Source organism: Bacillus vallismortis (assembly GCF_040784915.1).
GTDB classification, from domain to species: Bacteria; Bacillota; Bacilli; order Bacillales; family Bacillaceae; genus Bacillus; species Bacillus subtilis_G.
The window spans coordinates 728,752-755,396 of record NZ_CP160797.1; the positions used below are offsets into that span (position 1 = coordinate 728,752).

The window sequence follows — 26,645 nt, forward strand, 5'->3', positions numbered from 1 at the left end:
AAGAATGTCATTATTTGACCATAAAATCACAGAATTAAAACAGCTCATACATAAAAAAGAGATTAAGATTTCTGATCTGGTTGACGAATCTTATAAACGCATCCAAGCGGTTGATGATAAGGTACAAGCCTTTTTGGCATTAGATGAAGAAAAAGCGCGAGCGTACGCCAAGGAGCTTGATGAAGCGGTTGACGGCCGTTCTGAGCACGGTCTTCTTTTTGGTATGCCGATCGGCGTAAAAGATAATATCGTAACAAAAGGGCTGCGCACAACATGCTCGAGCAAAATTCTCGAAAACTTTGATCCGATTTACGATGCTACTGTTGTTCAGCGCCTTCAAGATGCTGAAGCAGTCACAATCGGAAAATTGAACATGGACGAATTCGCCATGGGCTCATCTACCGAAAACTCAGCTTACAAGCTGACGAAAAACCCTTGGAACTTGGATACAGTTCCCGGCGGTTCAAGCGGCGGTTCAGCGGCTGCGGTTGCTGCGGGAGAAGTTCCGTTTTCTCTTGGATCTGACACAGGCGGCTCCATCCGCCAGCCGGCATCCTTCTGCGGCGTTGTCGGATTAAAGCCAACATACGGACGTGTACCCCGTTACGGATTGGTCGCATTTGCGTCTTCATTAGACCAAATCGGGCCGATTACTCGCACGGTTGAGGACAACGCATTTTTGCTTCAAGCGATTTCCGGCGCAGACAAAATGGACGCTACAAGCGCAAATGTGGATGTTCCTGATTTTCTTTCTTCATTAACTGGCGATATTAAAGGACTGAAAATCGCGGTTCCGAAAGAATATCTAGGTGAAGGTGTCGGCAAAGAAGCGAGAGAATCTGTTCTTGCCGCGCTGAAAGTTCTTGAAGGCCTCGGCGCTACATGGGAAGAAGTGTCTCTTCCGCACAGCAAATATGCGCTTGCGACATATTACCTGCTGTCATCATCTGAAGCGTCAGCCAACCTTGCACGCTTTGACGGCATCCGCTACGGCTACCGCACAGACAACGCGGACAACCTGATCGACCTTTACAAGCAAACGCGCGCTGAAGGTTTCGGAAATGAAGTCAAACGCCGCATCATGCTTGGAACGTTCGCTTTAAGCTCAGGCTACTACGATGCGTACTACAAAAAGGCGCAAAAAGTGCGTACGTTGATTAAGAAAGACTTCGAAGACGTATTTGAGAAATATGATGTGATTGTCGGACCGACGACACCGACACCTGCGTTTAAAATCGGTGAAAACACAAAAGATCCGCTCACAATGTACGCAAACGATATCTTAACGATTCCGGTCAACCTTGCCGGCGTACCGGGAATCAGCGTGCCATGCGGTTTAGCAGACGGACTTCCGCTCGGCCTGCAAATCATCGGAAAACACTTTGATGAAAGCACTGTATACCGCGTTGCTCATGCTTTTGAACAAGCGACAGACCATCATAAAGCAAAACCTGAACTGTAAGGGGTGAAAAGAATTGAACTTTGAAACGGTAATCGGACTTGAAGTCCACGTCGAGTTAAAAACAAAATCAAAAATTTTCTCAAGCTCTCCAACGCCATTCGGCGCGGAGGCGAATACACAGACAAGCGTCATTGACCTCGGATACCCGGGCGTCCTGCCTGTTCTGAACAAAGAAGCCGTTGAATTCGCAATGAAAGCCGCTATGGCGCTCAACTGTGAGGTCGCAACGGATACGAAGTTTGACCGCAAAAACTATTTCTATCCGGACAACCCGAAAGCGTACCAAATTTCTCAATTTGATAAGCCAATCGGCGAAAACGGCTGGATCGAAATTGAAGTCGACGGAAAAACAAAACGCATCGGTATCACACGTCTTCACCTTGAAGAAGATGCCGGAAAACTGACGCATACAGGAGACGGCTATTCTCTTGTTGACTACAACCGCCAGGGAACGCCGCTAGTTGAGATCGTATCAGAGCCGGATATCCGCACGCCGGAAGAAGCGTACGCGTACCTGGAAAAGCTGAAGTCCATCATCCAATACACAGGCGTTTCTGACTGTAAAATGGAAGAAGGCTCGCTTCGCTGTGATGCCAATATCTCCCTTCGTCCGATCGGCCAAGAGGAATTCGGCACAAAAACAGAATTGAAAAACTTGAACTCCTTCGCGTTTGTTCAAAAAGGCCTTGAGCATGAAGAAAAACGCCAGGAGCAGGTTCTTCTCTCCGGCGGCGTCATCCAGCAGGAAACACGCCGTTACGACGAAGCAACGAAGAAAACCATTCTTATGCGTGTCAAAGAGGGATCTGACGATTACCGTTACTTCCCGGAGCCAGACCTTGTCGAGCTCTACATTGACGATGAGTGGAAGGAGCGCGTAAAAGCAAGCATTCCTGAGCTTCCGGATGAGCGCCGCAAGCGTTACATTGAAGAGCTTGGCTTGCCTGCATATGACGCGATGGTTCTGACGCTGACAAAAGAAATGGCTGATTTCTTTGAAGAAACCGTTCAAAACGGCGCTGAAGTTAAACAAGCGTCTAACTGGCTGATGGGTGAAGTATCAGCTTATCTGAACGCTGAGCAAAAAGAGCTTGCCGACGTTGCGCTGACACCTGAAGGCCTTGCCGGCATGATCAAATTGATTGAAAAAGGAACCATTTCTTCTAAGATCGCGAAGAAAGTGTTTAAGGAATTGATTGAAAAAGGCGGCGACGCTGAGAAGATTGTCAAAGAGAAAGGCCTCGTTCAGATTTCTGACGAAGGCGTGCTTCTGAAGCTTGTCACAGAGGCGCTTGACAACAATCCTCAATCAATCGAAGACTTTAAAAACGGGAAAGACCGTGCGATCGGCTTCCTTGTCGGACAGATTATGAAAGCGTCCAAAGGACAAGCCAACCCGCCGATGGTCAACAAAATCCTGCTTGAAGAAATTAAAAAACGCTAATATAAAAAAAGCAGCCTGCCTCTTGAGAGAGGGGGCTGCTTTTTTATGGTCAAATGGAGATGAAGACAGAGATCAGAGTCCGAAGCTTTTCAACTTCTTTGTCGGTGGTCCCGGTTAAATTGGACAGCATGCCTTTCATAATCGGCTTGCGCGGTTTATCCTGAGACAGTTCTTCCGCGATGACATCAAGCGACACGGTGATATCCTCGGACAGCGTGCTGTTTTCTTTCACTTTCTGAATGTCCTCAAGCAGCTGTTCTTTGCCCGCGGGCATTAGTCTGAAAATGTCTTTTGGCACAATCGGATTGAGAGTTGAACGACTCAGTCCCTGTACAAGGTCATCCAGTCTTTCGATGATAAAGGCTGAGATTTCTTCTGCATCGATGCTGAGCTCACCGTTAAATATCATGACATTCATATAGGAATGCACAATGCCTCTTGCCATGATGGAAAGGTCTGCGACGTACCGTTCGATTCCCTCGCCATAAGACGCCAGCAAGGCGTTCCGGTACAGTTTATCCGTCTCCGCGGTTATTTTGTAAAAGTATTGCTTGATCTCTTGATTCTCCGGAATGATATTTTCGGTAAGCAAAAGAACAATAAAATCTCTATGATCCCGGAAATCTTCAAATTGAGCGCCGATTTGCTTTTTCAGCACTTCCTTAGGCGATTTTTCGGCGAGATCCTCTTCTATATGTTTCATTTTTTTCATAGACATGCCGATGTAATATTCGCAGGCTGATAACAGCAGCGCTTCTTTCGATTTGAAATGCAAATAAAAAGCGCCCTTCGAGATGCCGCATTCATTGGCGATTTCCTGGATTGTCGTAGCTGTGAATCCTTTTGTCGCAAATAAATGAATGCTGGTTTTTATGATTCTTTCTTTTTTTTCATTCATGACGTGCTTCCCCTTAATCCTTGAAAAATTTAGTAAAATTTTCTGGTATATGAGTTGACGTTGTTGCAATATAACGTTTAGTATTATATAGAATGACCAGTCAGTCAATAAAAAATGTAATGGAGGATATGATGAATCACGTTATTAATTTTGTTCTGAAAAACAAATTCGCCGTATGGCTGATGACGATTATTGTAACGGCAGCCGGATTGTATGCGGGTATGAATATGAAGCAAGAATCCATTCCTGACGTGAACATGCCTTACTTGACGATCAGCACCACATATCCGGGCGCGACGCCAAGCCAAGTGGCTGATGAGGTGACCAAACCGGTTGAACAAGCGGTGCAGAATCTGGATGGGGTCAGTGTTGTGACTTCGACCTCCTATGAAAACGCATCGTCGGTCATGATTGAATATGACTATGAGAAAGATATGGACAAAGCCAAAACAGAAGCGGCTGAGGCATTAGAAAACGCCAGCCTGCCTGATGACGCGAAGGATCCGGAAATTTCACGCTACAGCTTGAACTCCTTCCCGATTCTGACGCTGAGCGTGTCCAGCGATAAAGACAATCTGCAAGAGCTGACGAAAAAAGTGGAGGACAGCCTCGTTACGAAGCTTGAAGGTATAGAAGGCGTTGCTTCAGTCCAAGTATCAGGGCAGCAGGTTGAAGAAGTTGAATTTTCTTTCAAAGAAGACAAACTGAAAGATTACGGCCTTGATGAAGATACAGTCAAACAAGTGATTCAAGGTTCTGATGTGACAACTCCGCTTGGATTGTACACATTCGGAAATCAAGAGAAATCTGTCGTCGTCAGCGGCGATATTGAAACCATTAAAGATTTGAAGAATATGAGAATCCCGACGGCATCTGCTTCAAGTGCAGGCAGCAGCGCAGCATCTCAAGCGGCGGCCCAAAGTGCACAAGCGGCAGCGCAGGCGCAGCAAAGCGCGAGCACAGCTGTGCCGACGGTCAAGCTTTCTGACATTGCCACAATGAAAGATGTGAAAAAAGCTGAATCTGTTTCACGCACAAATGGCAAAAACAGCATCGGCATCAACGTCGTTAAAGCAAACGATGCGAATACAGTAGAGGTTGCAGACAATGTCAAAGATGAGTTGAAGCAGTTCAAAGAAGACCATAAAGGCTTCGATTACAGCGCAACACTTGACATGGCAGAGCCAATCACACAGTCAGTTGAAACGATGTTAAGCAAAGCCGTTTTCGGTGCTATTTTCGCGATTGTGATTATTCTCTTATTCTTAAGAGATATCAAATCAACATTAATTTCAATAATTTCTATTCCATTATCACTGCTGATCGCGCTTCTTGTGCTGAACCAGCTGGATATCACACTGAATATCATGACGCTAGGCGCAATGACCGTGGCCATCGGACGTGTAGTCGATGACTCGATCGTTGTTATCGAAAATATTTACCGCCGCATGAGGCTCAAAGATGAACCGCTCCGCGGAAAAGCCTTGGTCCGTGAAGCGACGAAGGAAATGTTTAAACCGATCATGTCATCGACGATCGTGACAATCGCGGTGTTCCTGCCGCTCGCGCTTGTAGGCGGACAAATCGGTGAATTGTTTCTTCCATTCGCTTTAACAATCGTATTTGCGCTTGCCGCATCCCTGTTGATTTCGATCACGCTTGTGCCGATGCTCGCGCACAGCCTGTTCAAAAAATCATTATCGGGCGCGCCGGTCAAAGCGAAAGAACATAAACCTAGCAGACTGGCAGGCTTCTATAAAAAAGTTCTGAACTGGGCGCTGAGCCACAAATGGATCACGTCTATCATCGCTGTTCTAATGCTGCTGGGAAGCTTGTTCCTCGTACCGTTAATCGGTGCCAGCTACCTGCCGTCCCAAGAAGAAAAAACGATGCAGCTCACATACAGCCCTGAGCCGGGGGAAACGAAAAAAGAAGCTGAAGCTGAAGCTGAAAAAGCGGAAAAAATTCTGCTTGACCGCAAGCATGTCGATACGGTCCAGTACTCATTAGGCTCTGGCAGCCCGCTTGCCGGGGGAGATTCAAACGGTGCGTTGTTCTATATCAAATATGAAAGCGACACGCCTGATTTTGATAAAGAAAAAGACAACGTGCTAAAGAAAATCCAAGATCAGTCAGATCGCGGAGAATGGAAGTCACAGGACTTCAGCTCTTCAGGCAATAACAATGAATTAACATATTATGTGTATGGCGATTCAGAAAACGATATTAAAGACACGGTCAAAGACATTGAAAAAATCATGAAAGATGAAAAGGATCTGAAAAACGTAAGCTCAGGCCTTTCCAGCACATATGATGAGTACACATTTGTCGCTGACCAAGAAAAATTAAGCAAACTCGGTTTAACCGCGTCTCACATTTCTCAGGCCTTAATGACACAAACAGCACAAGAACCGCTCACAACCGTGAAAAAAGACGGCAAAGAGCTTGATGTGAACATTAAGACGGAAAAAGACGAGTATAAGAGTGTGAAAGATTTAGAGAACAAAAAGATCACTTCTCCGACTGGCCAGGAAGTCAAAATCGGCGATGTCGCCAAAGTGAAAGAAGGATCAACCTCTGATACGGTTTCAAAACGTGATGGAAAAGTCTATGCGGATGTCACAGGTGAAGTGACAACAGACAACGTCACAGCTGTATCAGCTGATGTCCAGAAGAAAATTGATAAGCTTGACCTTCCTGATAACGTATCAATTGATACAGGCGGCGTATCTGCAGATATCGCTGATTCCTTCACGAAGCTCGGTTTAGCGATGCTGGCCGCAATAGCGATCGTCTACCTCGTGCTTGTGATTACATTCGGCGGAGCCCTAGCGCCATTTGCGATTCTGTTCTCATTGCCGTTCACAGTCATCGGTGCCCTGGTCGGACTATATGTATCAGGTGAAACGATCAGTCTGAACGCGATGATCGGTATGCTCATGCTGATCGGTATCGTTGTCACGAATGCCATTGTCTTAATTGACCGCGTCATTCATAAGGAAGCGGAAGGACTGTCTACGAGAGAAGCGCTTCTAGAAGCCGGCTCTACACGACTCCGTCCGATCCTGATGACAGCCATTGCGACAATCGGCGCCTTGATTCCATTAGCGCTCGGCTTTGAAGGCGGAAGCCAGGTCATTTCAAAAGGACTCGGCGTAACGGTTATCGGCGGTTTAATCAGTTCAACGCTTCTGACGCTCCTGATCGTGCCAATCGTATATGAAGTATTGGCGAAGTTCCGCAAGAAAAAACCGGGAACGGAAGAAGAGTAAAAAACAAAAAGCCTCAGCTCTGCTGAGGCTTTTGTGCGTTTTCACCTGTAAGATTATGTACATTTTGTTGCGATTTTTTTAACTCATAGTATAATTAAAGGTTGTTAGTGTAAAAATGGATCGGATACTCTTAAGTAGGATGATGAGATAATGAAACGTGCACGCATAATATACAATCCGACTTCAGGACGGGAGATCTTTAAAAAGCATCTTGCCCAGGTCCTGCAAAAATTTGAACAAGCCGGCTATGAAACCTCTACCCATGCCACAACATGCGCAGGAGATGCAACGCACGCCGCCAAGGAAGCGGCATTGCGTGAGTTTGACTTAATTGTTGCAGCGGGCGGAGACGGAACGATCAACGAGGTCGTCAACGGGCTTGCGCCTTTAGACAACCGTCCGACACTCGGTGTGATTCCTGTCGGCACAACGAACGACTTTGCCAGAGCGCTCAATATTCCGCGCGAGGATATTTTAAAAGCGGCTGATACGGTCATTAACGGCGCTGCCCGCCCGATTGATATCGGACAGGTCAACGGCCAGTATTTTATCAATATCGCCGGAGGAGGCCGCCTGACGGAGCTGACGTACGACGTGCCAAGCAAACTGAAAACGATGCTCGGCCAGCTTGCTTATTATTTAAAGGGAATGGAAATGCTGCCTTCACTTCGACCGACAGAAGTCGAGATTGAATATGACGGCAAGCTGTTTCAAGGTGAAATCATGCTGTTTTTGGTCACGCTGACAAATTCCGTCGGCGGGTTTGAAAAACTCGCGCCGGATTCCAGCCTGAATGACGGCATGTTTGATTTGATGATACTAAAGAAAGCAAACCTTGCTGAATTTATCAGAGTCGCCACCATGGCGCTCCGCGGCGAACACATCAACGACCAGCACATTATTTATACAAAAGCGAACCGCGTGAAAGTCAATGTATCAGAAAAGATGCAGCTGAACCTGGACGGCGAGTACGGCGGCATGCTGCCGGGCGAATTCGTGAATCTGTACCGGCACATTCACGTCATCATGCCGGAAGAGAAAGCGGAACAGCTGGATGACTAAAACTTGGCTTGAATAGGCCAAGTTTTTCTTTCGCTTAAAACTAGAGGTGATTATAGATGAAAATGAAACCCCCAGTAGAAAAAAATGAATACTACGACGTGACATTTGAGGATTTGACCCACGAAGGAGCGGGTGTCGCAAAGGTGCAGGGCTTCCCGATCTTCGTGCCAAACGCCCTGCCGGAAGAAAAAGCCCAAATCAAAGTGACACGCGTCAAAAAAGGCTTTGCTTTCGGCCGCCTGATCGAGATGAAGGAAGAAAGCCCGCACAGAACGGATGCTCCTTGCCCGATCTACAAGCAATGCGGCGGCTGCCAGCTTCAGCACATGACGTACGAAGGCCAGCTCTTGTTTAAACAGAAACAAGTCAAAGACGTCTTAGAACGGATCGGCAAGCTGGACCTGTCAAACGTCACCGTGCACCCGACACTCGGCATGGAAGACCCGTGGAACTACCGAAACAAAGCACAGGTGCCGGTGGGAGAACGGGAAGGCGGACTCGTCGCCGGATTTTATCAGCAAAGAAGCCATGACATCATCGACATGAGCGCCTGCCTGATCCAGCAATCCAAAAACGACGAAGCGGTCCAAGCCGTCAAAGACATTTGCGCAAACTACGGGGTCAAAGCCTATAACGAAGAACGCCACAAAGGCTGGCTCCGCCACATCATGGTCAGATACGGCGTCGTTACGGGCGAAATGATGATCGTCTTCATTACAAGAACGAACGACTTCCCGCACAAAGCGAAGATCATCGAAGACATCACAGCGCAATTCCCGCACGTTAAATCAATCGTGCAGAACATCAATCCGAACAAAACAAATGTGATCTTCGGCAACGAAACAAACGTCATCTGGGGCGAAGAATACATCTACGACCTCATCGGAGACGTCAAATTCGCCATCTCCGCCAGATCGTTCTACCAAGTCAACCCGGAGCAAACAAAAGTGCTCTACGACAAAGCGCTTGAGTACGCGGAGCTGAAAGGCGAAGAAACCGTCATCGACGCCTACTGCGGCATCGGAACGATTTCTCTATTCTTGGCGAAGCAGGCGAAAAAAGTGTACGGCGTAGAAATCGTGCCGGAAGCAATTGAGGATGCAAAGCGAAACGCTGAATTAAACGGCATCACAAACGCTGAGTTCGCGGTCGGGGAAGCGGAAACCGTGATTCCAAAGTGGTATGAAGACGGCATCACGGCCGATACGCTAGTCGTAGACCCGCCAAGAAAAGGCTGCGACGAAGCCCTCCTGCGGACAATTGTGGAGATGAAACCGAAGCGGGTGGTGTACGTGTCCTGTAATCCTGGCACGCTTGCGAGAGATTTGCGAGTGCTTGAGGATGGCGGGTATGCGACGCGCGAAGTGCAGCCTGTGGATATGTTTCCGCATACGAATCATGTGGAGTGTGTGGCGAAGCTTATATTGAAATAAACAGTGTCTTCTTTTAGAGGACACTTTCTTTTTTTATAAATTATTAAAAAATGAATGAAGTGAAGTATTGCTTTTTTTACTGATAAAAATATAAAACTAGCTTATTTGAATGTGGTAAAATTATAACAAATAAGTTTAACCAAAAATATTTTAGTGTTAAATATCATATAAATTCAAATGTTACACTTTTAAAATGATAGTAAAAATGAAAAGGTGAAAGAAATGATAGTTTATGAAGCTACAAAAGAAGAGTTTCTAAGTGATGTGTTTGACGATAAATTGGTGACGAATATCTGTAAAAACTACAATGATAAAATTGGCAGAATAAATGAGAGAGAGGTTAGATCTTGGGATAACTCTATGCAGTACATGTACAGGGTATTAAGTGATAGAGAAATTCCTAAGGACGCAGGAATTGCTATTGAGTTCAAAATACCCCATACTTCAAAGCGTATTGATTTTCTTATATCTGGATCAGATAAGGATGATCGTTCATCTGTTGTGATTGTAGAACTTAAACAATGGGAGAAAGTAGAGAAAATTGATGGTAAAGAGGCTATCGTTAAAACGTTTATAAATCAAGGTTTACGTGAGACAACCCACCCCTCTTATCAAGCTTGGTCTTATGCTGCATTAATTAAAGACTATAATGAAAATGCTCAGAAAGAAGATATTAATCTATATCCTTGTGCATACTTACATAACTACTTGAATCAGGGTACAGATGATCCGTTAATTGATTCAATATATGATTATTATATAAAAGAAGCACCTGTTTTTATCAAAGGTGATTCAGGTAAGCTTCGTGATTTCATTAAAAAGTATGTTAAGTATGGAGACAACAAAGAAATTCTATATACAATAGATAAAGGCAGAATAAGGCCTTCAAAGTCTCTTCAAGATTTGTTAAACAGTATGCTTCAAGGTAATCAAGAGTTTATGATGATTGATGATCAAAAAGTCGTTTATGAGGCTGCTTTACATTTGGCAAATGAAGCGTTACGTACAAACACAAAACAAGTCTTAGTTGTTGAAGGCGGCCCTGGTACAGGAAAGTCTGTTCTTGCAATAAATTTATTAGTAGAAGCAACAAATCGAAGTCTGGTTGCACAATATGTAACAAAAAATGCAGCTCCCAGAAATATATATGCTACTAAGTTAAAACAAAATTTTCGAAAGGGGCACATTGATAATTTATTTACAGGATCGGGCAGTTATGTTAATGCTCCATCAGATGAATTTGATGTTCTGATTGTTGATGAATCGCATCGATTAAATGAAAAATCAGGGTTATTTAATAACCTTGGGGAAAATCAAATTAAGGAAATAATAAATGCTTCCAAACTTTCTGTTTTTTTTATAGATGAACGTCAAAGAGTGACGCTAAAGGATATTGGGAGCATTGATACAATTCATAAATTCTCAAAAGAATTAGGTGCCAAGATTACAAATATGAAACTGGATTCACAGTTTCGTTGCAATGGTTCAGATGGTTATATAAGCTGGTTAGATGATGTTCTGCAAATTCGGGAAACTGCGAATTCTAATTATATTGGAACGAACTATGATTTTCGTATATATAAAAATCCAAATGAACTGCGTAAAGAGATAGAAAAGCTGAATAAAGTTAATAATAAATCTCGAATAGTTGCCGGTTACTGTTGGAATTGGGTGAAGGAAGGAAAAGCTAAAACAGAATTCCATGATATCGAGATTCCTGAATATCAATTCGGAATGAGTTGGAATTTAAATAACTCTGACACGTGGGCAATTGATGAAGATTCTGTTAATGAGATAGGTTGTATACACACATGCCAAGGTTTGGAATTTGACTATGTAGGTGTAATTATAGGTGATGATCTAGTATGCAGGGATGGAGTAGTATTGACCGATCATTCAAAGCGGGCAAAAACAGATACCTCCTTACGTGGTTTGAAGAAAATGTTAAAGCAAAATTCAGATAAAGCTGAGAAACTTGCAGACGAAATTATTCGCAACACATACAGAACATTGATGACTCGGGGACAGAAAGGCTGTTTTATTTATTGCATAGACAAAGAACTGGAAAATTACTTTTTAAAGAGAATGAAACAGATGCAAATGAATTATAAAGAGAATGAGTTTTTTAAGACTTCATCAGTTGCTGAAGAAAAAGCACAATACAGGTATTAAATAACATGATGCTATTAAAACAGACGCAGCCAAAAGCTGCGTCTTGTTCTTAACCAAGCGTTCCGTTTTCTGCAATCGTCATTTCCTTGTCAAAGATGGCTTTGTCTGCTAGGGAGTTGGTTGAATCGTTTGCAGCTTTGCTTGTCATGTTTCTGGATGCCACATTTACTTCATTTCCTAAGGAAGAACTGATAAAGCTTACACCGATTAAAGCAATTACAGCGCACAAAGTCAGTTTAAATTTCATACAAACAATCCCCTCTCTGAATTTGTTTGCGGGCGTGAACCATCTTTTTGAAACAGATAACAGAATCATCCATCTGCCCAATATCAGTATAAAACTTTGCGGCTAATAATGCCAACTCTTCCATATAAGGATATCCTTGGGATGTCTCTAATTTGTTAAAAACATTTAATAAAATGGACGCTTCTCCTTGTTTGATAAACAGCGCCTGCAATCCTTCAAACATAATTTTAAATAGGTCATCGTCGAATTTACATGCGAAGCGTACGCCTTTTCTGAAACAATCCATTGCTTGGCCTTGTTTATTTTGAAGAAAATAAATTAAGGCTAAATCGTGGTAAGCTTGTGTTAAGTTGTCGAAATTTGATTTTTTAAATTGGAGTATCGATTTCTCCATGTATTTTGCTGCTTTCGTCAATTCACCCATCTTAAGATAACAATTTCCGATATTGAATAAAGCTTGGCCGTAAATTCGCTTGTTTTTGCTTTCAAGCAGCCGTGCGCCTTTTAGTGCCTGTTCGAGGTGAGGGAGCGCCTTTTCATGACTTTCTAGGTCATCGTAGTTTCCTGCGATCACAAAATGGCATTGTATGCGGCGGACTGAGTAAAGGTCGTGCGTTTTATAGATGTTATACGCCTGAGAAGAATAGTGCATGGATACGTGGGTTTGTTTCATATGATAAAACACTTCAGCCATTTTAAAATAAAATTCCGCCCGCTCAATTTCATCCGAAATATAAGGTATTGTGTTTTCCGCTTTTTGATAGAATGTAATGGCAGTCAAGAAATTGCCTTGTTTGAATTCATACATTCCTTGAAAAAAGTAATAGTAGTGTTCAACGAGTTTCTCCATCTTCCTGTTGCTGCCTTCAATTCTCTTTAAATATTCTGATAACTTCATTTGGTTTCCTTCAGATGGAATCACATAGTCGATCATAAGCTGATGACGAAATGCAATGAGCTGATAGTAAATCAAGAGGTCTTGGTCTTCTTCCATGATGTCAATGTCCCGTTCGATCTCAGCTTTAAGCATTTCAGCATCTGTTACATTAAACTTTTGAATATGCCGATTCCACTCATTAATTTTCATCCCAACGTGCGGAGACGAAATCATGCCCAAACTTCTCACCCTTCCTCTTCTCACTAATTATGTAAATTTTATCAATACTGAAATTTAATAGGAAGGGGTTGAGAGACCGCAAAATAAATTTTCGGTGCAGTCCGCAAAAGGGAGTTTGGGTGTTTCGCGTTATATTTGGTTTTGTGAAGGTTAGTGAATTCTCAATATGTGAATTTTGGATTTCGGTTATTATGATTGAGTCATTACATAAATTAACTGGCATCAACACATAAACGATGTTTACCGCAATGAAGGCACTTAAAAAGATATCCTTGCAAAGTTCCGTTGTTTACTAACCAGCTTTTGAATTCCTCTCTTGTCATATGATAGTCATTGCATATGCTGTTAATATCGTTATCTAACTCATCTTCTAAATGGCTGATTTCTTTCCATCCAACATATTGCACAATGGCACAAAAATCTCCGCAATGACTCAGCCAATATTCTTGCTGCCAGCCGAAGTAACCCGGTGTTCTATGTATTAGTTCATCGATGAATGTTTCATTTTCCACTTCATCACAGCGGCCCGGATCTTGGAATTCACCATCATACAATTTGGCGGCTGATCCGTCAGAAATGCACCATGGACAAATTCCTTCTACATCATCTATTGAATAGAAAGGACCTTCATATACGTATTCACGTTCTTGCTTACATACAGGGCAGGTTGTCTTTTCTTTACTAATTACATTTAATGCAACTGGGTTTGGATTGTATTTAAACGTTGGAAGTGACATGGTATATCCTCCTAATGTTCACTTTTAGACTGTATGTACTGTTCTAAAAAAGTTTTTACCGACTCTCTCTTAGGGTGGGTTCCCAAGTGTTCATAAACCCAAATTGCTTTCTGCTGAGAGATTGTGTATTGAGATTGTAAAACATCCTCATAATCGTATTCTATTGAGAATTTTCCGTTTATCTCTAACTGAAGTGTCAAGTTCGTCCAGACATCCTGGTTATTTTCTTTGAACTCATCTCGTAATTCCTCAAATGAGTCATGTAATTGTAATAATAATTCATCATAAACGTCCTCACTAACATGAAAATGTTCAGGAATATTATGAGAATAGATATAATCCTCACTTTGCGGAGGATTGAAATAAAAGAAAACTTCAGAAGAATCGTCGAGTATTTCTGCATAAAGAATGACTTTTTCCCATTCAGAAGGAATGATTTCGTTAATGCCTTCTGCTATCTGTTGATATAATTCACCCATTTTTTCTGTTTCCATGCTAACCTCCACTTTTCAAGAGCTATATCAAATTTATATATTTAGGTATCTAATTAAAGATTCTTGATCTTCCTCGTCTTCAGGCAAGATACCAAGAGTTTTGTACTCCCATAATGCAATTCTTTGATACCCATCTAACTCAGATGCCAAAATATCGTCATCATTATAGTCTAGTTGGAATTGACCATTGCTCTCCAATGTCAATGTAATGTGAGTCCAAACCTGATCAATATCATTTTTATACTCAACTCTTAATTCCTCAAAAATTTCACGGATTTCCCTTAATAAAGTTTTGAAGATATCTTTACTTACGTTGTATTGGGCAGGTATATCTTGTGAATAAATAATTTGATTATTTTCTGGTGTCTTGAAGTGAAAGAGAACCATAGTAGAGTCATCTAATACTTCTGCATAAAGATAAATTATTGTCCATTCACAAGGTATGATGTCATTTAATTTCTGGCTAATAAGCTGGTACAAATCTAGCATTTTTTTAGTTTCCAATCTTTTCACCTTCAATCGCCGAGAAATCTTAGTTATCAAAAATAGCCCAGCAGTGAAGGCTGAGCTATTTTTGATTATTGTAAAATAGATTATTCTTCTTCCGAATTGAGATAGCGTTCCAAGAACTCCCTGTTTTTCTTACCAGTAGGAACCAAACCTAAATGTTTATATTCCCAAACTACTTGACGTTGAGTACCGTTTAGTTCTGAAGCAATAACATCATCATAATCATAGTCAATTGAAAACTTTCCGGTATGCTCTAGCTTGAGTGTAAGGTTAGTCCACACATCTGAGTTATTCGCTTTCCATTCATCTCTTAGTTCATCAAATAAATCTTGTAGTTCGATTAACAAGTCATCATAAATTTGTTCACTTACTTGATAATGTTCCGGAATGTCATGTGAATAAATGAATACTTCACTATTTTTTGTATTAAAGAAAAAGTATACTTCTCTAGAGTCATCTAAAATCTCTGCGTATAGAGCAACTTTATTCCATTCTTCTGGAATCATTTCATTAATTTGTTCTGCTATTTTTTGATATAATTGGCCCATTTTTTCTGTCTCCATAATATCAACCTCCTGCTTGGTTTCTTATTGTCATATTTTTATATCTGCCATCACCAACTTTATACTTTACTTTAAATAAAGTTGGTCTCAATGAATCGCCTTGATAAACATTTTCTATTTGCACACTAACTGTTTCGGGAGGTTCTTCTTTAAGAGCTTTTGCCCACTCCTGCTCCATCTCATACCATTTCCCGCCGCTCCTATTAATCTGAGAATTCATCGGCACGATATTGTCGAACTGGCCTGAACCTTTGAATTGGGTGGCGATTAAATGGCCTCCGTCATCGTCGGGCTTTCGGTCTTGGGGCTTTCCAGCGTTTGATTGTGCATATTGATTTCGTTTTGCTTCTCCCATCTGCAAGTCGGCTTTGACACTTGTAATTCTACCATAGTTGTCTGTGGTGTACGTGTAGCCTTCTTTTGTTTTATAAACGATATTCGGCTTCAGCACTTTCTTTCTGCTCCATTTTGCGTAATGCTCGCCGTATTTGACGGTTACCGGCGGTACATGTGGCGCTGGTGTTCGTCTTCCGCTTGCTGAGATTCCGTACGGTTTCGGCAGGATGACTTTGGCGAATTTCTGCAGTCCTTCTTTAAGTGTGACCCCGTTGACTGCGTTGTAAGGAACGCCTGCCGGCACTAAGTCGTGACGGGGATGATAGGGGAGAATATCCGCAAGTTTGAGATCTCCGATTTGATTTAATTTGGTTTTGACGTGTTTTTTTGATATTTCAATGCCTGTGTTTACTTTTTGTTTGATGTGATCAATGGTTTGTTTTGAGACTGTTATGGCTTTTTGAGCTTTTGCTGATTTGCTTGCTGCTGTTTTGACTTTGGTCGTCACTTTGGCAGCTGTGCCTGTTTTAGAGACGGCGCCAACGCCTTTTGTGCCGACAACTGATGTGACAACAGTGCCAACCGCATATGACACCCATCTTGCTCTTGAGTAGGTGTCGCCATTCACCATGTCTTTTTGGTACGATTCTTCGATTGCCGCTGAAATGGCTTCATACGTTTTGATCGGGTGAGCCACCGCTCCAGTAATCGCTTCAACGGTTCCGCCAGGATCTGTGACCATATCCCACAGGCCTACGACCGCATCCTTTCCAGAATCATAAAGGCCGACGGCAACCCCTTTGAAGCCTGCTTCAAGCTCACGCGTGTTTTCAATTTGGGTGAAGTATCTTTGCTGTTCTACTGTCAGATTTTCATAGCCGATCGTTTTTGCCATTGAGTAAAATTCATCAGCATCCGCATAATCGTAGTTTTTCAGTCTTTCTTTCAGTTTTTCAATCTCGCGTTCCTTCGCTTCCTCTTTCTTAACCTTCAAGTAAGCATCCGTCAGCTTTTCAATGTCGCCTTTTTTCTTATGTATGTCACTCTCACGATATGCCTTGGCGTTGTAGTGGATAGGTGTGGCGTTTTTGCCTTTGCCCGTTGCCTCTTGGAGCTTTTGGAAGTCGGACTTGATAAATTGTTCGTTTGGTTCTGACAGGGCGTATTCTGTCTTCAGGTCTTCGTCCAAGGCGTCCAATTTTTCCAGTGTTTTTTTGCGTTTGTCGTTGGCATCGGCCAGCTCGTCTTTGAAGGTTTCTGTTGAAAACAGGTCGAGCGGGATGATGTCGTCGATATCGTTTAAGATGTCTTTCATTGCTTTTTTCTGTTCGGACATGATGGATTTCGATTTTTTGTGGGCGTTTGCCAGTTCATGTTCAAGGAAGGATTCTTCGATGTATGCATCAGAGATGCCTTTGTCCTCCGCGGCTCCGGCGATGCTGTTGAAAAATGCGATTTTCATGTCGATATAGTCGATCCATTGGTCGGTGGCGCCGACGTGGTCGTGGTAGAAGGCTTTGATGTTGCTGGCGCCTTTTCCTGAGAATTCGCTGTCACTTAGATCGGCAACGCTTTTTAACGCTTTTCTCAAGTTAACCATTTGCGTTCTTAGTTCTTTGTACTCTTTTGCACGATCTGTCGCTTCCGAAAGCAGTGTTTTCGCTTCAAATACTTTCATGACCATTTCCCTTCTTTTGTTCGCTCGATATCAAAATTTTACCACGAAGCGGGATGAGAGAGGCTGTGAGAACATGTTTTGGCGGAAAAATGAGTCATTAGGCGTGTGTCTATATACATAGGTTTGATATGATGATGATAGATCAATAAAAAGGGGAAGAGCTCATTTGGATAAAGAATTCTTAATCATAAAGATAAAGGATATTCAAAAAGACGACACGCTAACGAACCGCGCCTGCGGGAACTGGGATATGAAATTGTCCAGAGCAAAGGAATGTAAACGGGCAATTGTTGTTCGGAGCGGTGTGATTTTAAATGTTTACAAGATCGTAGACGCTTGGGAATCTGATGAACCCGCCAAGATCACTAAAATGAATAAAAGAGTTCGGTTTCAATTGGCAGAGTGCCGTGATTATTCTTATTTGATTGGCAATACGCTGAAAACGAAAACGCAAAATCCGGTTTCGAGTCTATCCTTAGAAACCCTAATGGAACTAGTAAAATAAAAGGAGCCCAGCATGTATCTCTATAAAGTAAACAATCAAAACCAAATCGAAGATATTCGTGAGAAACCGTTTAAAAAAGAAAAAGAGATTCAGGATTTATGTGAAGCCAATCTTCAGCAGATGTTGGGTCTTAGGTTTGTGAAATCGGAATTCAGGATCAGCCATTTCCGCATTGATACGTTGGCGTTTGATGATGAGACGAACGCTTTTGTGATTATCGAGTATAAAAATACGAAGAACTTTAGTGTTGTCGACCAGGGGTATGCTTATTTAGCGGCGATGCTTAATCATAAAGCTGATTTTATTCTTGAATACAATGAGAATCATGATCGTCCGTTAAAGCGGGATGATGTGGACTGGTCGCAGTCGAAGGTCATTTTTATTTCCCCTGTTTTTACGGTGTATCAAAAGCAATCCATCCATTTTAAAGATCTGCCAATTGAATTGTGGGAGATGAAAAGATACGAAAATGATCTGATTCATATGAACCAAATGAAAGCGGATGGCGTATCCGAGTCGATTAAGACCATTTCGCGGCAAAGTGAGACCATTCAAGAGGTCAGTAAAGAAATTAAAGTGTTTTCTGAAGAGGATCACCTTGCAGATAAGCCGTTTGACACCACAGAGCTTTATCAGCAGCTAAAGGAGTTCATTTTAAATTTGGATGATCATATTTCAATCAAATCGACGAAGATTTATATCGCGTTTACGTCAAATAAGCGGAACTTCGTGGATATTTCTCTTTTAAAAAGCGGGCTTAAGGTGTGGGTGAATATGAAAAAGGGAGAATTGCACGATCCGGAAAAGAGAATGCGCGATGTTTCTGAGACCGGCCACTGGGGAAATGGCGACTATGAAATTTTTATAAAAGACGACGAAAACATTGAATATATCATGGGATTGATCAAGCAATCCTATGAGAAAAATAAGTGAGGGCTTCCATTGAGGAGTTCTTTTTTTATGGGGTTACAAGGGAAATGTACAGAGTATGTTGAAAACGATATAGAGTTTTGAACCATATACTGGGAGTTGTTTATATGAAAAAGCGTTTTATACTATTGGGCTTGTGCGCAAGTGTTTTTATATTGGCTGTATATATTTATTTTCAAAATAAGAATACGCATCCTGTCCAGTCTTCCGCCATACACCCCGAAGAAGACCGCATCTTTTTTATTTACTCCAATCCTTTCATCAAAGAAAGCACGCTGCTTTCGACTTCAACAGGCGACAGGTTTAATAGGCGCACGTTCAAGGTGGCGGATGTGCCTTATATTCAAACGAAATCTGACGCATCAACAGACCTTGTGTTATTAGCGGAGCACGAGTCTTTTTATTACACGCTGGAGAAGGATGTGATCAAAGAGCATCCGCTATCAGATCCATTTGCGTTTTGGTATGAGGGGAAGGATGTTTCTGTAAAGGCTTATAACGTTGATACGACGGGGAATGAGATCCATATAAACGATAGAAAAACGGAAAAGGAATATAGTCTTACTTTGCCTTCGCTTGTCACGATGGGTTCTAATGATGAGAACTATATTTATATCATCCAAAGCATGTCTCTTTATGTGATCGATAGAAAAACAGAGGAAATTGTTAAGACTCTGGGTTTAGCCTCATACGCAGATACATTCGCAGACTCCGAGAATTTTATTGTCGCGAGCTCGGAGCACAAATTGACTGTTATTGAAAAAGGGACATGGAAGACGACATATATTCCGTATCCCGATGATCTTGAATACGCTGATACCGTGTACTATGACAAAGAAAGCGGCCATTTTCACGTGACGTATGAAGACAAAGAGGGTGAGGCTAACTTGCTGGAATATGGGAAGGATTTTTCTTTTCACGCATACGATTTGAAATTCCCTTATATGGAGGCGAAGTTTAAGGGGAATCAACTGTATATTGTTGCTCAGGAAGAGCATAAGAAGGGCATTGGCGGGTACGTGGGTGTGTTTGATATTAAATCTAAGAAGAAGCTTTATCAGTTTGATTTGCCTGAGGAACAGGTGAAGGTTCAGGATTTTGTTGTGGTTGATTAGAGTCCAAAGCTATAGTCTTGAAAATCTCCTTCGGCTGAATAATAGAATTTGTTAACTTCAGCTTGATAGCGGTTATTGATAATGAAAAGAGTAACATTTGATGACACTAGTTTCTGCGGATGTAATGACATTTCAGGGGCAGGTCCATCAGCTAAGGCAAACTGGGATCATTCAGACTATATGGCAAACAGTATATTCCAATCTCTCCTTTTCTGAAAGTAACGGCTGCCGAGAAAATGTCGACAGCCGTAATTTTTTTCTTAACATATCGTCGATGTTCCGTACAAGAAATCTTCTCAAAAAGCGGGCGAATGAGGTACGAAGAAAATCCTTGTTCCGACAACATGTATCAATACATAGACTTCTCTTTTATCCCAGAAAAGCATGGTTTTCACAACAATCGTTGATTACTCTTTTTTTGATCTATAAATTTCCTTTTATGATTCATATATTAAGTGCTACATTGCATGTTTAACGCCTTTTTTAACAAGGAACCAGTTTGCGGGATAGCTTGTTGCTGTTCCTAAGATCATGGCGATTTGCATCATGAACCAAAATACGGGATCGTTAGGTTCAGGCGCATTAGAGGCAAAAATTCCGTAATGAACAATTGCCATCCAACCGAACATGCCGATTTCAAAGGCTATTAAGGATAACGTGTCTGCTTTAATGGCAGCCACAAAACCTTTTCCCCAGCCCATTCCTTTATTCATTGGAACAATAGAAAAGACTTGGAAAAATATCCCGAATAGGTATGCGAGAATGAATTCAACGACATAATCCGCAAATAAAGTTGATCCCGCAATCGCAAGACCTGTTAGAAAAACCAAAGGTGCGCCAATAAGATCCCCGATAGCACATCCGCTGGAACAATGGCTTGTAGAAACAAAAACGCTTTGATAGAAGGGCTTATTACCGTGCCCGTGACTTTGATGATTCATTTCCTTATGAGTGCTATGATGAAAATGTTCCCCGTGATTCGTATTCATTTGTGAATGTTTTTGGTTTTTCGTTTGACGTCCCATCGTCCAATAAAACCAAATCGCAAATGGCCCTAAATAGAGTCCTTGTATTGGCCAAACCACACTCATAATTTTCATCTTTTGCGGGTATCTAACCACATCTGCGAGTATAGTGAAAAAAGATAAAACTCCTAAAAGTATCGCGGTATAAGCTATCACATCGAGTGTACTCATAACCAACCTCCGTTTTGATGTATATTCCGACGATACCCAGTACCCCTGTTGTTAAAACAGGTCTGACTCCTTAGAATAAGACAAATAAAAACACGCCTTCCAGTTTGAGAACGGATCAACAAGGGGGCCTATGCCGCAACGTATCTATAGGCCTTTTTTGTTGATAAGGGAGTCATGTTTTACAAACGGGGGAAGTGGATATGGTATAAATGAAATCATTCTTGAGGAGGTTTACGAATGGCATATGAACAATATCAATCATTAGTTGAGACGCTGCACGACTGCATGGTGGCATGCAACCATTGCTATGATGCCTGTTTAAAAGAAGAAAATGAAAATATGATGGCGGATTGCATTCGGCTGGACCGGGAATGTGCTGATATTTGTGCGTATGTTGCGCAAGCGATTGTAAGAGGCACGCCGTTTGTTTCTGAGCTGACACAGGCTTGTGCGGCGATTTGTGAGGCTTGCGGAAATGAATGCAAAAAGCATGACAAAGAGCATTGCCAGGATTGCGCCGAGGCTTGTTTTTCCTGTGCCGAGGCTTGTAAACAGGCGGTTTAAACATTGAGACAAACAAGGGCTTGAAATAGTGGAGATGAGACTGTTTCAAGCCCTTTTTTATTCAGATGGAGAATTTTCTTTTTTATCAATATACAGAGTGCCGTCTGTTTGAACTTCTGCGTAAAATACTTCTTTAGGATGTTGGATGCCAGATTCTTTTAGCTGGTCCATCAGCCATTGTTTGTTCAGATTCAATTTTTTCAAGTTGTCTTCTCTCACTTTCCCATCGGCTATGACTGAAGCGGGATGGGAAACCTTCGCATTTTCTCCTTGAACGTTCATATCCTTTTTCGTCACGTTTTGTTTTGCTTGCTTTTTCAGGACGGATAAACTGCCGTCCGTTTCAAAAATGGCATAATCGACATCGGCTAAGGAAAATATATTTTTTTTGCGCAGTAAGGTTTGTAAAGCATCGAGATCAAGACGGACGCTTCTTAACTGCTTATCCATTATTTTACCTTTTCTTATTAAGATGACCGGCTGCCCTTCAACAGCAAACCGAAAAGCGGGGAACTTAATATCCAGAAATCCGACGATGATTGTAAAAGCACTCCAGGCAAACAGGGCGATGAATCCATTTCTGATGTTGAGGGTGGAGTCAATGGCAAGCGAGGCTCCGATGGTTCCAATGGAAATGGCTGAAACAAAGTTAAAAAAGGTCAGCTGGGCGATTTCTTTTCTGCCCATCAGTCTCGTTAACACCAACAAGGTGATAAAGGCGATGATCAGTCTAATGATCAGTTGAGGAATAGGCATTGGCGAAAGCTCCTTCTATATAGATTCGATTCATATGTTTTTTATTTTCATCATTCTTTGGGAAAACAATGCACCATTTTTTCAATCGTTCATAGCCTATATAGACAATAAAGGAGGGATGTTCATATGAAACTTCCTGCCGCGGATCTGGGGATAATGGCAGAGCATTTGAGCACCCATGAAGGTGTGATTTCTAAGCTGAAAGCATACGGATCTACTGTTCGGCATCGCGATTTGAGGGATTTGCTCCACCTGCATGCGAATCTTTTAAGAACTCATGTCACGGCGATGCTGGCACTGATCAATCCGGATCAAACGAGTGAGGTGTATTTGCCTGAAATGCCGCACGTTCATTTTCACCAGCATTCAGGAGCTCTTTCGGCTGCTGAAAAAGATATCGCTCTGGAGGCTAGGTCGACCGCAAAACTCATGGGAAGCGATAATTTTAATTCGGCATTAATGATGAAACATCCTAACGTGAGGAATATTCATCTTCAAATGTCTTTCCAAAATGCCGCGCTGCAAATGCTGTATACCCGTCTGATCAGAAGAGGAAATGGTGAATTTGTTCCGATGGCCAGTGAACAAATGCAGCGGCTGACGCTGCAGCACTATCAGCATGTCGGGAATGAGTGAACCATAGGTGAAAGCTTTTCCAATGATCAAATGGAAAGGCTTTTTTGAGTGAAAGATACATAAAAAGGGAACCCCAAATAATGAATTTTATTTGAGGAGGTGCTTTTGCTTGGACATGCTTCAGAAAGAAATTCAGGTTGGGGAGCACAGATTATTTTACCGGACTGCAGGTGTCGGCAGCAAAACGATTTTCTGTTACATGGAATTCCGACAAACTCTTTTTTGTGGATGAATGTGATTCCGCAGCTGGCAAAGCAGTACATTGTTATTGCTCCTGATATGCTTGGCATTCAGAAAGTAAACGTTGTCGGGCATGATCTGGGCGGAGGAGTCGCTCAAATATTAGCTGTCCAGTATCCGGATCGGGTAGAGAGTTTTGTTGTCATTGATGACGTGACCTTCAGCAACTGGCCGCTGCCTAAAGTTGTATCGCTGCGGTATCCGACAGCGCCTGAGTTTGAGCCGTCTCCATATTTCATTGAGCGGATGATCAGGGAAGGGGTCTTTCATCAGCAGATGGTTACCCCTGAGATTCTTCAAGCATTTATCGCGCCGTTTGACCATGAAAACGGACCAAGGGAGTTACAGGAAGCTTCCCTCGCGCTTGAACATCATCAAACAGAAGATGTGGTTCCCGGGCTTCAGGGAGTGCGCGTACCGGCCACGTTTTTATATGGACAATATGATCGGTACCTTCCTCCATACTGGGGATTCAAGCTGCAGGAAACGGTCCTGAATTCCACGTTTAAAGTGCTTCCGGAATGCAGCCATTATTCCATGCTGGACAATCCTTTATTGGTGTCTCAAGAGATTGCGGCCCATATGAATCAAATGAATGGATAACACGTAATGCCTGACAGTTTCCGATATGATTTCTCTGTCAGGCATTTGTTGTTTACGGAAAAACGAATTGACAGGATGAAAAAACAATTTCTTCCTTTTATCTTGTTTTCAAATTTTTGGGTTGATAAAATATGACATATCTTACATAGAGGGAGGGAAGCCGTTGAGTCAAGCCATACCGTCTTCGCGTGTTGGTGTTAAGATTAATGAATGGTACAAGATGATTCGTCAATTTAGTGTTCCGGATGCTGAGATTCTCAAAGCGGAGGTGGAGCAGGACATTCAGCAGATGGAAGAGGATCAGGATTTGCTGATCTATTATTCTCTCATGTGTTTTCGGCACCAGCTGATGCTGGATTATTTAGAGCCGGGACAAACATACGGGAATCGCCCTACAGTGACAGAGCTTCGGAAAACGATTGAAACTCCTCAGAAAAAACTCACAGGCCTTTTGAAATACTACTCTTTGTTTTTCCGCGGCATGTATGAATTTGATCAGAAAGAATATGTGGAAGCGATCGGGTTTTATCGCGAGGCGGAGAACGAGCTGCCGTTTGTGTCAGATGAAATCGAGAAAGCGGAATTCCATTTTAAAGTGGCGGAAGCGTATTACCATATGAAGCAAACGCATGTGTCGATGCATCATATCCTTCAAGCTTTAGACATTTATCAAAAACATCCTCTATACAGTGTTAGAACCATACAAAGCTTGTTTGTGATCGCCGGAAACTATGATGACTTCAAGCATTATGACAGAGCGCTCCCGCATTTAGAAGCGGCGTTGGTATTAGCAATGGACATCCAAAACGACCGGTTTATCGCCATTTCTTTGTTGAACATCGCGAACAGCTATGACAGATCAGGAGACTATCATATGGCGGTAGAACACTATCAAAAAGCGGCGAAAGTAAGCAGGAAAACGGTACCTGATCTGCTTCCGAAAGTCTTGTTAGGTTTAAGCTGGACACGATGTAAAGCTGGCCGGAAACAAGAGGCGTTTCAGTCAATAGAAGAAGGATTAGCACATATTACAACATATCCGCAACGGACGTCTTATAAATTCTATAAAGAATTATATACGTTCTTGCAGGCCGTGTACAAAGAGGCTGTTGACGAAAGCAAAATTTATGATCTTTTAAACTTTTTTGAAAAAAAGAACCTGCACGCTTACATTGAAGCATGTGCCCGAAGTGCTGCCGCTGTTTTTGAGAGCCGCTGTCATTTTGAACACGCTGCCGCGTTTTATCGAAAAGTGCTGAAAGCCCAAGAAGATATTCAAAAAGGAGAGTGTTTATATGCTTATTAAGAAAAAAGTGATGATGTGCCTTGCTGTTACCCTGATTTGCGGAAGCATTTCGGTTCCTTTCCTGACAAAGTCCGGCGATTTTAAGGAATCAACGGATCGAAACACGACGTATATCGATCATTCCCCTCACAATAGTATTGCTGATCAGGAGAAGAAAGCCCTTAGCTAGGGCTTTTTTCTTGCTTTACGGAAGAAGTTCATCCTTTTACACCGCTGCATTCCTTCTATTTCTAACGCAAGACACTCGAAACAAACAAACCATTTGAGGTATAATGGATAAAGTGAATAACAATATGTAGATAGATATATATGAAAGAGAGTGGAGCATCATGGGCCGTAAGTGGAACAATATTAAAGAGAAGAAGGCGTCTAAAGACGCGAATACGAGCCGGATTTATGCCAAGTTTGGCCGTGAGATTTATGTGGCGGCCAAGCAGGGCGAGCCTGATCCGGAATCCAATCAGGCGCTGAAGGTTGTGCTTGAGCGCGCGAAGACGTACAGCGTGCCGAAAAATATCATTGAGCGTGCGATTGAGAAAGCGAAGGGCGGAGCGGAAGAGAATTTCGATGAGCTTCGTTATGAGGGCTTCGGACCGAACGGATCAATGATCATCGTTGATGCACTGACGAATAATGTAAACCGTACGGCGCCGGAAGTGCGTGCGGCGTTCGGGAAAAACGGCGGAAATATGGGTGTAAGCGGATCTGTCGCTTACATGTTTGACGCGACAGCAGTTATCGGTGTGGATGGCAAAACAGCTGACGAAGCGCTTGAAATTCTGATGGAAGCCGATGTCGATGTCCGTGACATTTTAGAAGAAGATGAGAGCGTCATCGTATATGCAGAACCGGATCAATTCCATGCGGTGCAGGAAGCGTTTAAAAACGCGGGCGTTGAGGAATTTACTGTTGCCGAGCTGACGATGCTTGCGCAAAGTGAAGTGACGCTTCCGGATGATGCGAAGGAACAATTTGAAAAATTGATTGATGTATTAGAGGATTTGGAAGATGTTCAGCAGGTGTACCACAACGTTGATTTAGGTGAATGAGAAATGAGCAGGCTGTGATGGCCTGCTTTTTTCTTTTCCCCTGAATTTGTATGAGCTGTAATGGGCGGCCGCCTATACGATCTGTAAGATATTCTCATACTCTGGACTGTAACCTATGTGAAGGAGAGAGTGAATATGACTGATATGGATACAAGACATATCTATGGCGGACCTGGTTTTGGCGTTTCTCCAGGCTATGGCATGCAAGCTGGAGGCTACCCGGGCTACGGCATGCAAAGCGGAGGCTACCCGGGCTACGGCATGCAAGACGGAGGCTACCCCGGCTACGGCATGCAAGACGGAGGCTACCCCGGCTACGG

General features: G+C 42.6%; 24 protein-coding genes and 1 pseudogene. 15 read left to right on the top strand and 10 right to left on the bottom strand.

The window, feature by feature from the left end; translation table 11 throughout:
- The first annotated feature begins 4 nt into the window (after nucleotides 1-4).
- Both gatA and gatB read left to right on the top strand, forming a co-directional pair.
- Nucleotides 5-1,462, top strand: coding sequence for an Asp-tRNA(Asn)/Glu-tRNA(Gln) amidotransferase subunit GatA (gene gatA, locus ABZM97_RS03765; protein WP_087991378.1), 1,458 nt, complete (start codon nucleotides 5-7; stop codon nucleotides 1,460-1,462).
- A 13-nt stretch (nucleotides 1,463-1,475) separates the two neighbouring features.
- A complete protein-coding gene (gene gatB, locus ABZM97_RS03770; protein ID WP_087991379.1) occupies nucleotides 1,476-2,906 on the top strand; it encodes an Asp-tRNA(Asn)/Glu-tRNA(Gln) amidotransferase subunit GatB in 1,431 nt (476 codons plus the stop codon).
- A gap of 33 nt (nucleotides 2,907-2,939) precedes the next feature.
- On the opposite strand, the pseudogene ABZM97_RS03775 reads toward gatB, so the two are convergent.
- Nucleotides 2,940-3,804, bottom strand: a pseudogene (locus ABZM97_RS03775) (TetR/AcrR family transcriptional regulator); the annotation flags it as partial.
- Between the two features lie 131 nt (nucleotides 3,805-3,935).
- Here ABZM97_RS03775 and srfP point away from each other — a divergent pair.
- The 4 genes from srfP to ABZM97_RS03795 all read left to right on the top strand — a co-directional run bounded on the left by srfP (nucleotide 3,936) and on the right by ABZM97_RS03795 (nucleotide 11,743).
- On the top strand, nucleotides 3,936-7,076 hold the full coding sequence (gene srfP / locus ABZM97_RS03780; protein WP_333516751.1) for a surfactin resistance protein SrfP: 3,141 nt from the start codon (nucleotides 3,936-3,938) through the stop codon (nucleotides 7,074-7,076).
- 150 nt (nucleotides 7,077-7,226) lie between these two features.
- Nucleotides 7,227-8,138, top strand: a complete 912-nt coding sequence (locus ABZM97_RS03785; RefSeq protein ID WP_087991382.1) for a diacylglycerol kinase — start codon at nucleotides 7,227-7,229, stop codon at nucleotides 8,136-8,138.
- A 56-nt stretch (nucleotides 8,139-8,194) separates the two neighbouring features.
- A complete protein-coding gene (gene rlmD / locus ABZM97_RS03790; RefSeq protein WP_253268886.1) occupies nucleotides 8,195-9,571 on the top strand; it encodes a 23S rRNA (uracil(1939)-C(5))-methyltransferase RlmD in 1,377 nt (458 codons plus the stop codon).
- Nucleotides 9,572-9,793: 222 nt separating this feature from the next.
- On the top strand, nucleotides 9,794-11,743 hold the full coding sequence (locus ABZM97_RS03795; protein WP_253268887.1) for a DUF2075 domain-containing protein: 1,950 nt from the start codon (nucleotides 9,794-9,796) through the stop codon (nucleotides 11,741-11,743).
- Nucleotides 11,744-11,792: 49 nt separating this feature from the next.
- Here ABZM97_RS03795 and ABZM97_RS03800 read toward each other — a convergent pair whose 3' ends face one another.
- From ABZM97_RS03800 to ABZM97_RS03830, 7 genes are all read right to left on the bottom strand, one after another.
- Nucleotides 11,793-11,990: a hypothetical protein gene (locus ABZM97_RS03800; RefSeq protein WP_003240078.1), complete on the bottom strand. Its 198-nt coding sequence runs from the start codon at nucleotides 11,988-11,990 to the stop codon at nucleotides 11,793-11,795.
- A complete protein-coding gene (locus ABZM97_RS03805) occupies nucleotides 11,980-13,107 on the bottom strand; it encodes a tetratricopeptide repeat protein (RefSeq protein WP_253268888.1) in 1,128 nt (375 codons plus the stop codon). Before ABZM97_RS03805 ends, ABZM97_RS03800 begins: the two co-directional genes overlap by 11 nt.
- Nucleotides 13,108-13,319: 212 nt before the next feature.
- On the bottom strand, nucleotides 13,320-13,844 hold the full coding sequence (locus ABZM97_RS03810; RefSeq protein WP_087993974.1) for a CbrC family protein: 525 nt from the start codon (nucleotides 13,842-13,844) through the stop codon (nucleotides 13,320-13,322).
- Between the two features lie 11 nt (nucleotides 13,845-13,855).
- Entirely contained in the window at nucleotides 13,856-14,338 is a 483-nt protein-coding gene (locus ABZM97_RS03815) for an antitoxin YezG family protein (protein ID WP_367387235.1), read from the bottom strand.
- Between the two features lie 33 nt (nucleotides 14,339-14,371).
- Nucleotides 14,372-14,842 (bottom strand): TIGR01741 family protein, encoded by a 471-nt coding sequence (locus ABZM97_RS03820; protein ID WP_367387236.1) that lies wholly within the window; start codon nucleotides 14,840-14,842, stop codon nucleotides 14,372-14,374.
- 89 nt (nucleotides 14,843-14,931) lie between these two features.
- On the bottom strand, nucleotides 14,932-15,411 hold the full coding sequence (locus ABZM97_RS03825) for an antitoxin YezG family protein (protein WP_087992465.1): 480 nt from the start codon (nucleotides 15,409-15,411) through the stop codon (nucleotides 14,932-14,934).
- 4 nt (nucleotides 15,412-15,415) lie between these two features.
- Nucleotides 15,416-17,425 carry a T7SS effector LXG polymorphic toxin gene (locus ABZM97_RS03830; protein WP_367387237.1) on the bottom strand — a complete coding sequence of 670 codons (2,010 nt, stop codon included), beginning with the start codon at nucleotides 17,423-17,425 and terminating at the stop codon, nucleotides 15,416-15,418.
- A gap of 166 nt (nucleotides 17,426-17,591) precedes the next feature.
- On the opposite strand from ABZM97_RS03830, the gene ABZM97_RS03835 reads away from it, so the two are divergent.
- From ABZM97_RS03835 to ABZM97_RS03845, 3 genes are all read left to right on the top strand, one after another.
- Nucleotides 17,592-17,930, top strand: a complete 339-nt coding sequence (locus ABZM97_RS03835; protein WP_367387238.1) for a hypothetical protein — start codon at nucleotides 17,592-17,594, stop codon at nucleotides 17,928-17,930.
- Nucleotides 17,931-17,942: 12 nt separating this feature from the next.
- Nucleotides 17,943-18,863: a DUF5655 domain-containing protein gene (locus tag ABZM97_RS03840; RefSeq protein WP_087992468.1), complete on the top strand. Its 921-nt coding sequence runs from the start codon at nucleotides 17,943-17,945 to the stop codon at nucleotides 18,861-18,863.
- 104 nt (nucleotides 18,864-18,967) lie between these two features.
- Nucleotides 18,968-19,975 carry a hypothetical protein gene (locus tag ABZM97_RS03845; protein WP_253268894.1) on the top strand — a complete coding sequence of 336 codons (1,008 nt, stop codon included), beginning with the start codon at nucleotides 18,968-18,970 and terminating at the stop codon, nucleotides 19,973-19,975.
- Between the two features lie 458 nt (nucleotides 19,976-20,433).
- Here the strand turns inward: ABZM97_RS03845 and ABZM97_RS03850 are convergent, their stop codons facing one another.
- The gene (locus ABZM97_RS03850; protein WP_087992470.1) at nucleotides 20,434-21,171 is read right to left on the bottom strand and encodes a DUF4396 domain-containing protein; all 738 of its coding nucleotides are present in this window, start codon (nucleotides 21,169-21,171) and stop codon (nucleotides 20,434-20,436) included.
- Between the two features lie 237 nt (nucleotides 21,172-21,408).
- Here ABZM97_RS03850 and ABZM97_RS03855 point away from each other — a divergent pair, with 237 nt between their 5' ends.
- Complete coding sequence (locus tag ABZM97_RS03855; protein WP_087992471.1) at nucleotides 21,409-21,735, top strand: four-helix bundle copper-binding protein; 327 nt, start codon at nucleotides 21,409-21,411, stop codon at nucleotides 21,733-21,735.
- Nucleotides 21,736-21,792: 57 nt separating this feature from the next.
- Here the strand turns inward: ABZM97_RS03855 and ABZM97_RS03860 are convergent, their stop codons facing one another.
- Nucleotides 21,793-22,491, bottom strand: coding sequence for a DUF421 domain-containing protein (locus ABZM97_RS03860; protein ID WP_087992472.1), 699 nt, complete (start codon nucleotides 22,489-22,491; stop codon nucleotides 21,793-21,795).
- Between the two features lie 126 nt (nucleotides 22,492-22,617).
- On the opposite strand from ABZM97_RS03860, the gene ABZM97_RS03865 reads away from it, so the two are divergent.
- The 5 genes from ABZM97_RS03865 (at nucleotide 22,618) to ABZM97_RS03885 (ending at nucleotide 26,325) form a co-directional block, all read left to right on the top strand.
- Nucleotides 22,618-23,127, top strand: a complete 510-nt coding sequence (locus ABZM97_RS03865; RefSeq protein WP_087992473.1) for a spore coat protein — start codon at nucleotides 22,618-22,620, stop codon at nucleotides 23,125-23,127.
- A gap of 228 nt (nucleotides 23,128-23,355) precedes the next feature.
- Entirely contained in the window at nucleotides 23,356-23,970 is a 615-nt protein-coding gene (locus ABZM97_RS03870) for an alpha/beta fold hydrolase (protein WP_367387239.1), read from the top strand.
- 163 nt (nucleotides 23,971-24,133) lie between these two features.
- Nucleotides 24,134-25,276 carry a tetratricopeptide repeat protein gene (locus ABZM97_RS03875; protein WP_367387240.1) on the top strand — a complete coding sequence of 381 codons (1,143 nt, stop codon included), beginning with the start codon at nucleotides 24,134-24,136 and terminating at the stop codon, nucleotides 25,274-25,276.
- The gene (locus ABZM97_RS03880) at nucleotides 25,266-25,445 is read left to right on the top strand and encodes a phosphatase RapH inhibitor (RefSeq protein ID WP_202328321.1); all 180 of its coding nucleotides are present in this window, start codon (nucleotides 25,266-25,268) and stop codon (nucleotides 25,443-25,445) included. Before ABZM97_RS03875 ends, ABZM97_RS03880 begins: the two co-directional genes overlap by 11 nt.
- Nucleotides 25,446-25,605: 160 nt before the next feature.
- Nucleotides 25,606-26,325 (top strand): YebC/PmpR family DNA-binding transcriptional regulator, encoded by a 720-nt coding sequence (locus ABZM97_RS03885; protein WP_087992476.1) that lies wholly within the window; start codon nucleotides 25,606-25,608, stop codon nucleotides 26,323-26,325.
- The last annotated feature ends 320 nt before the right edge of the window (nucleotides 26,326-26,645 follow it).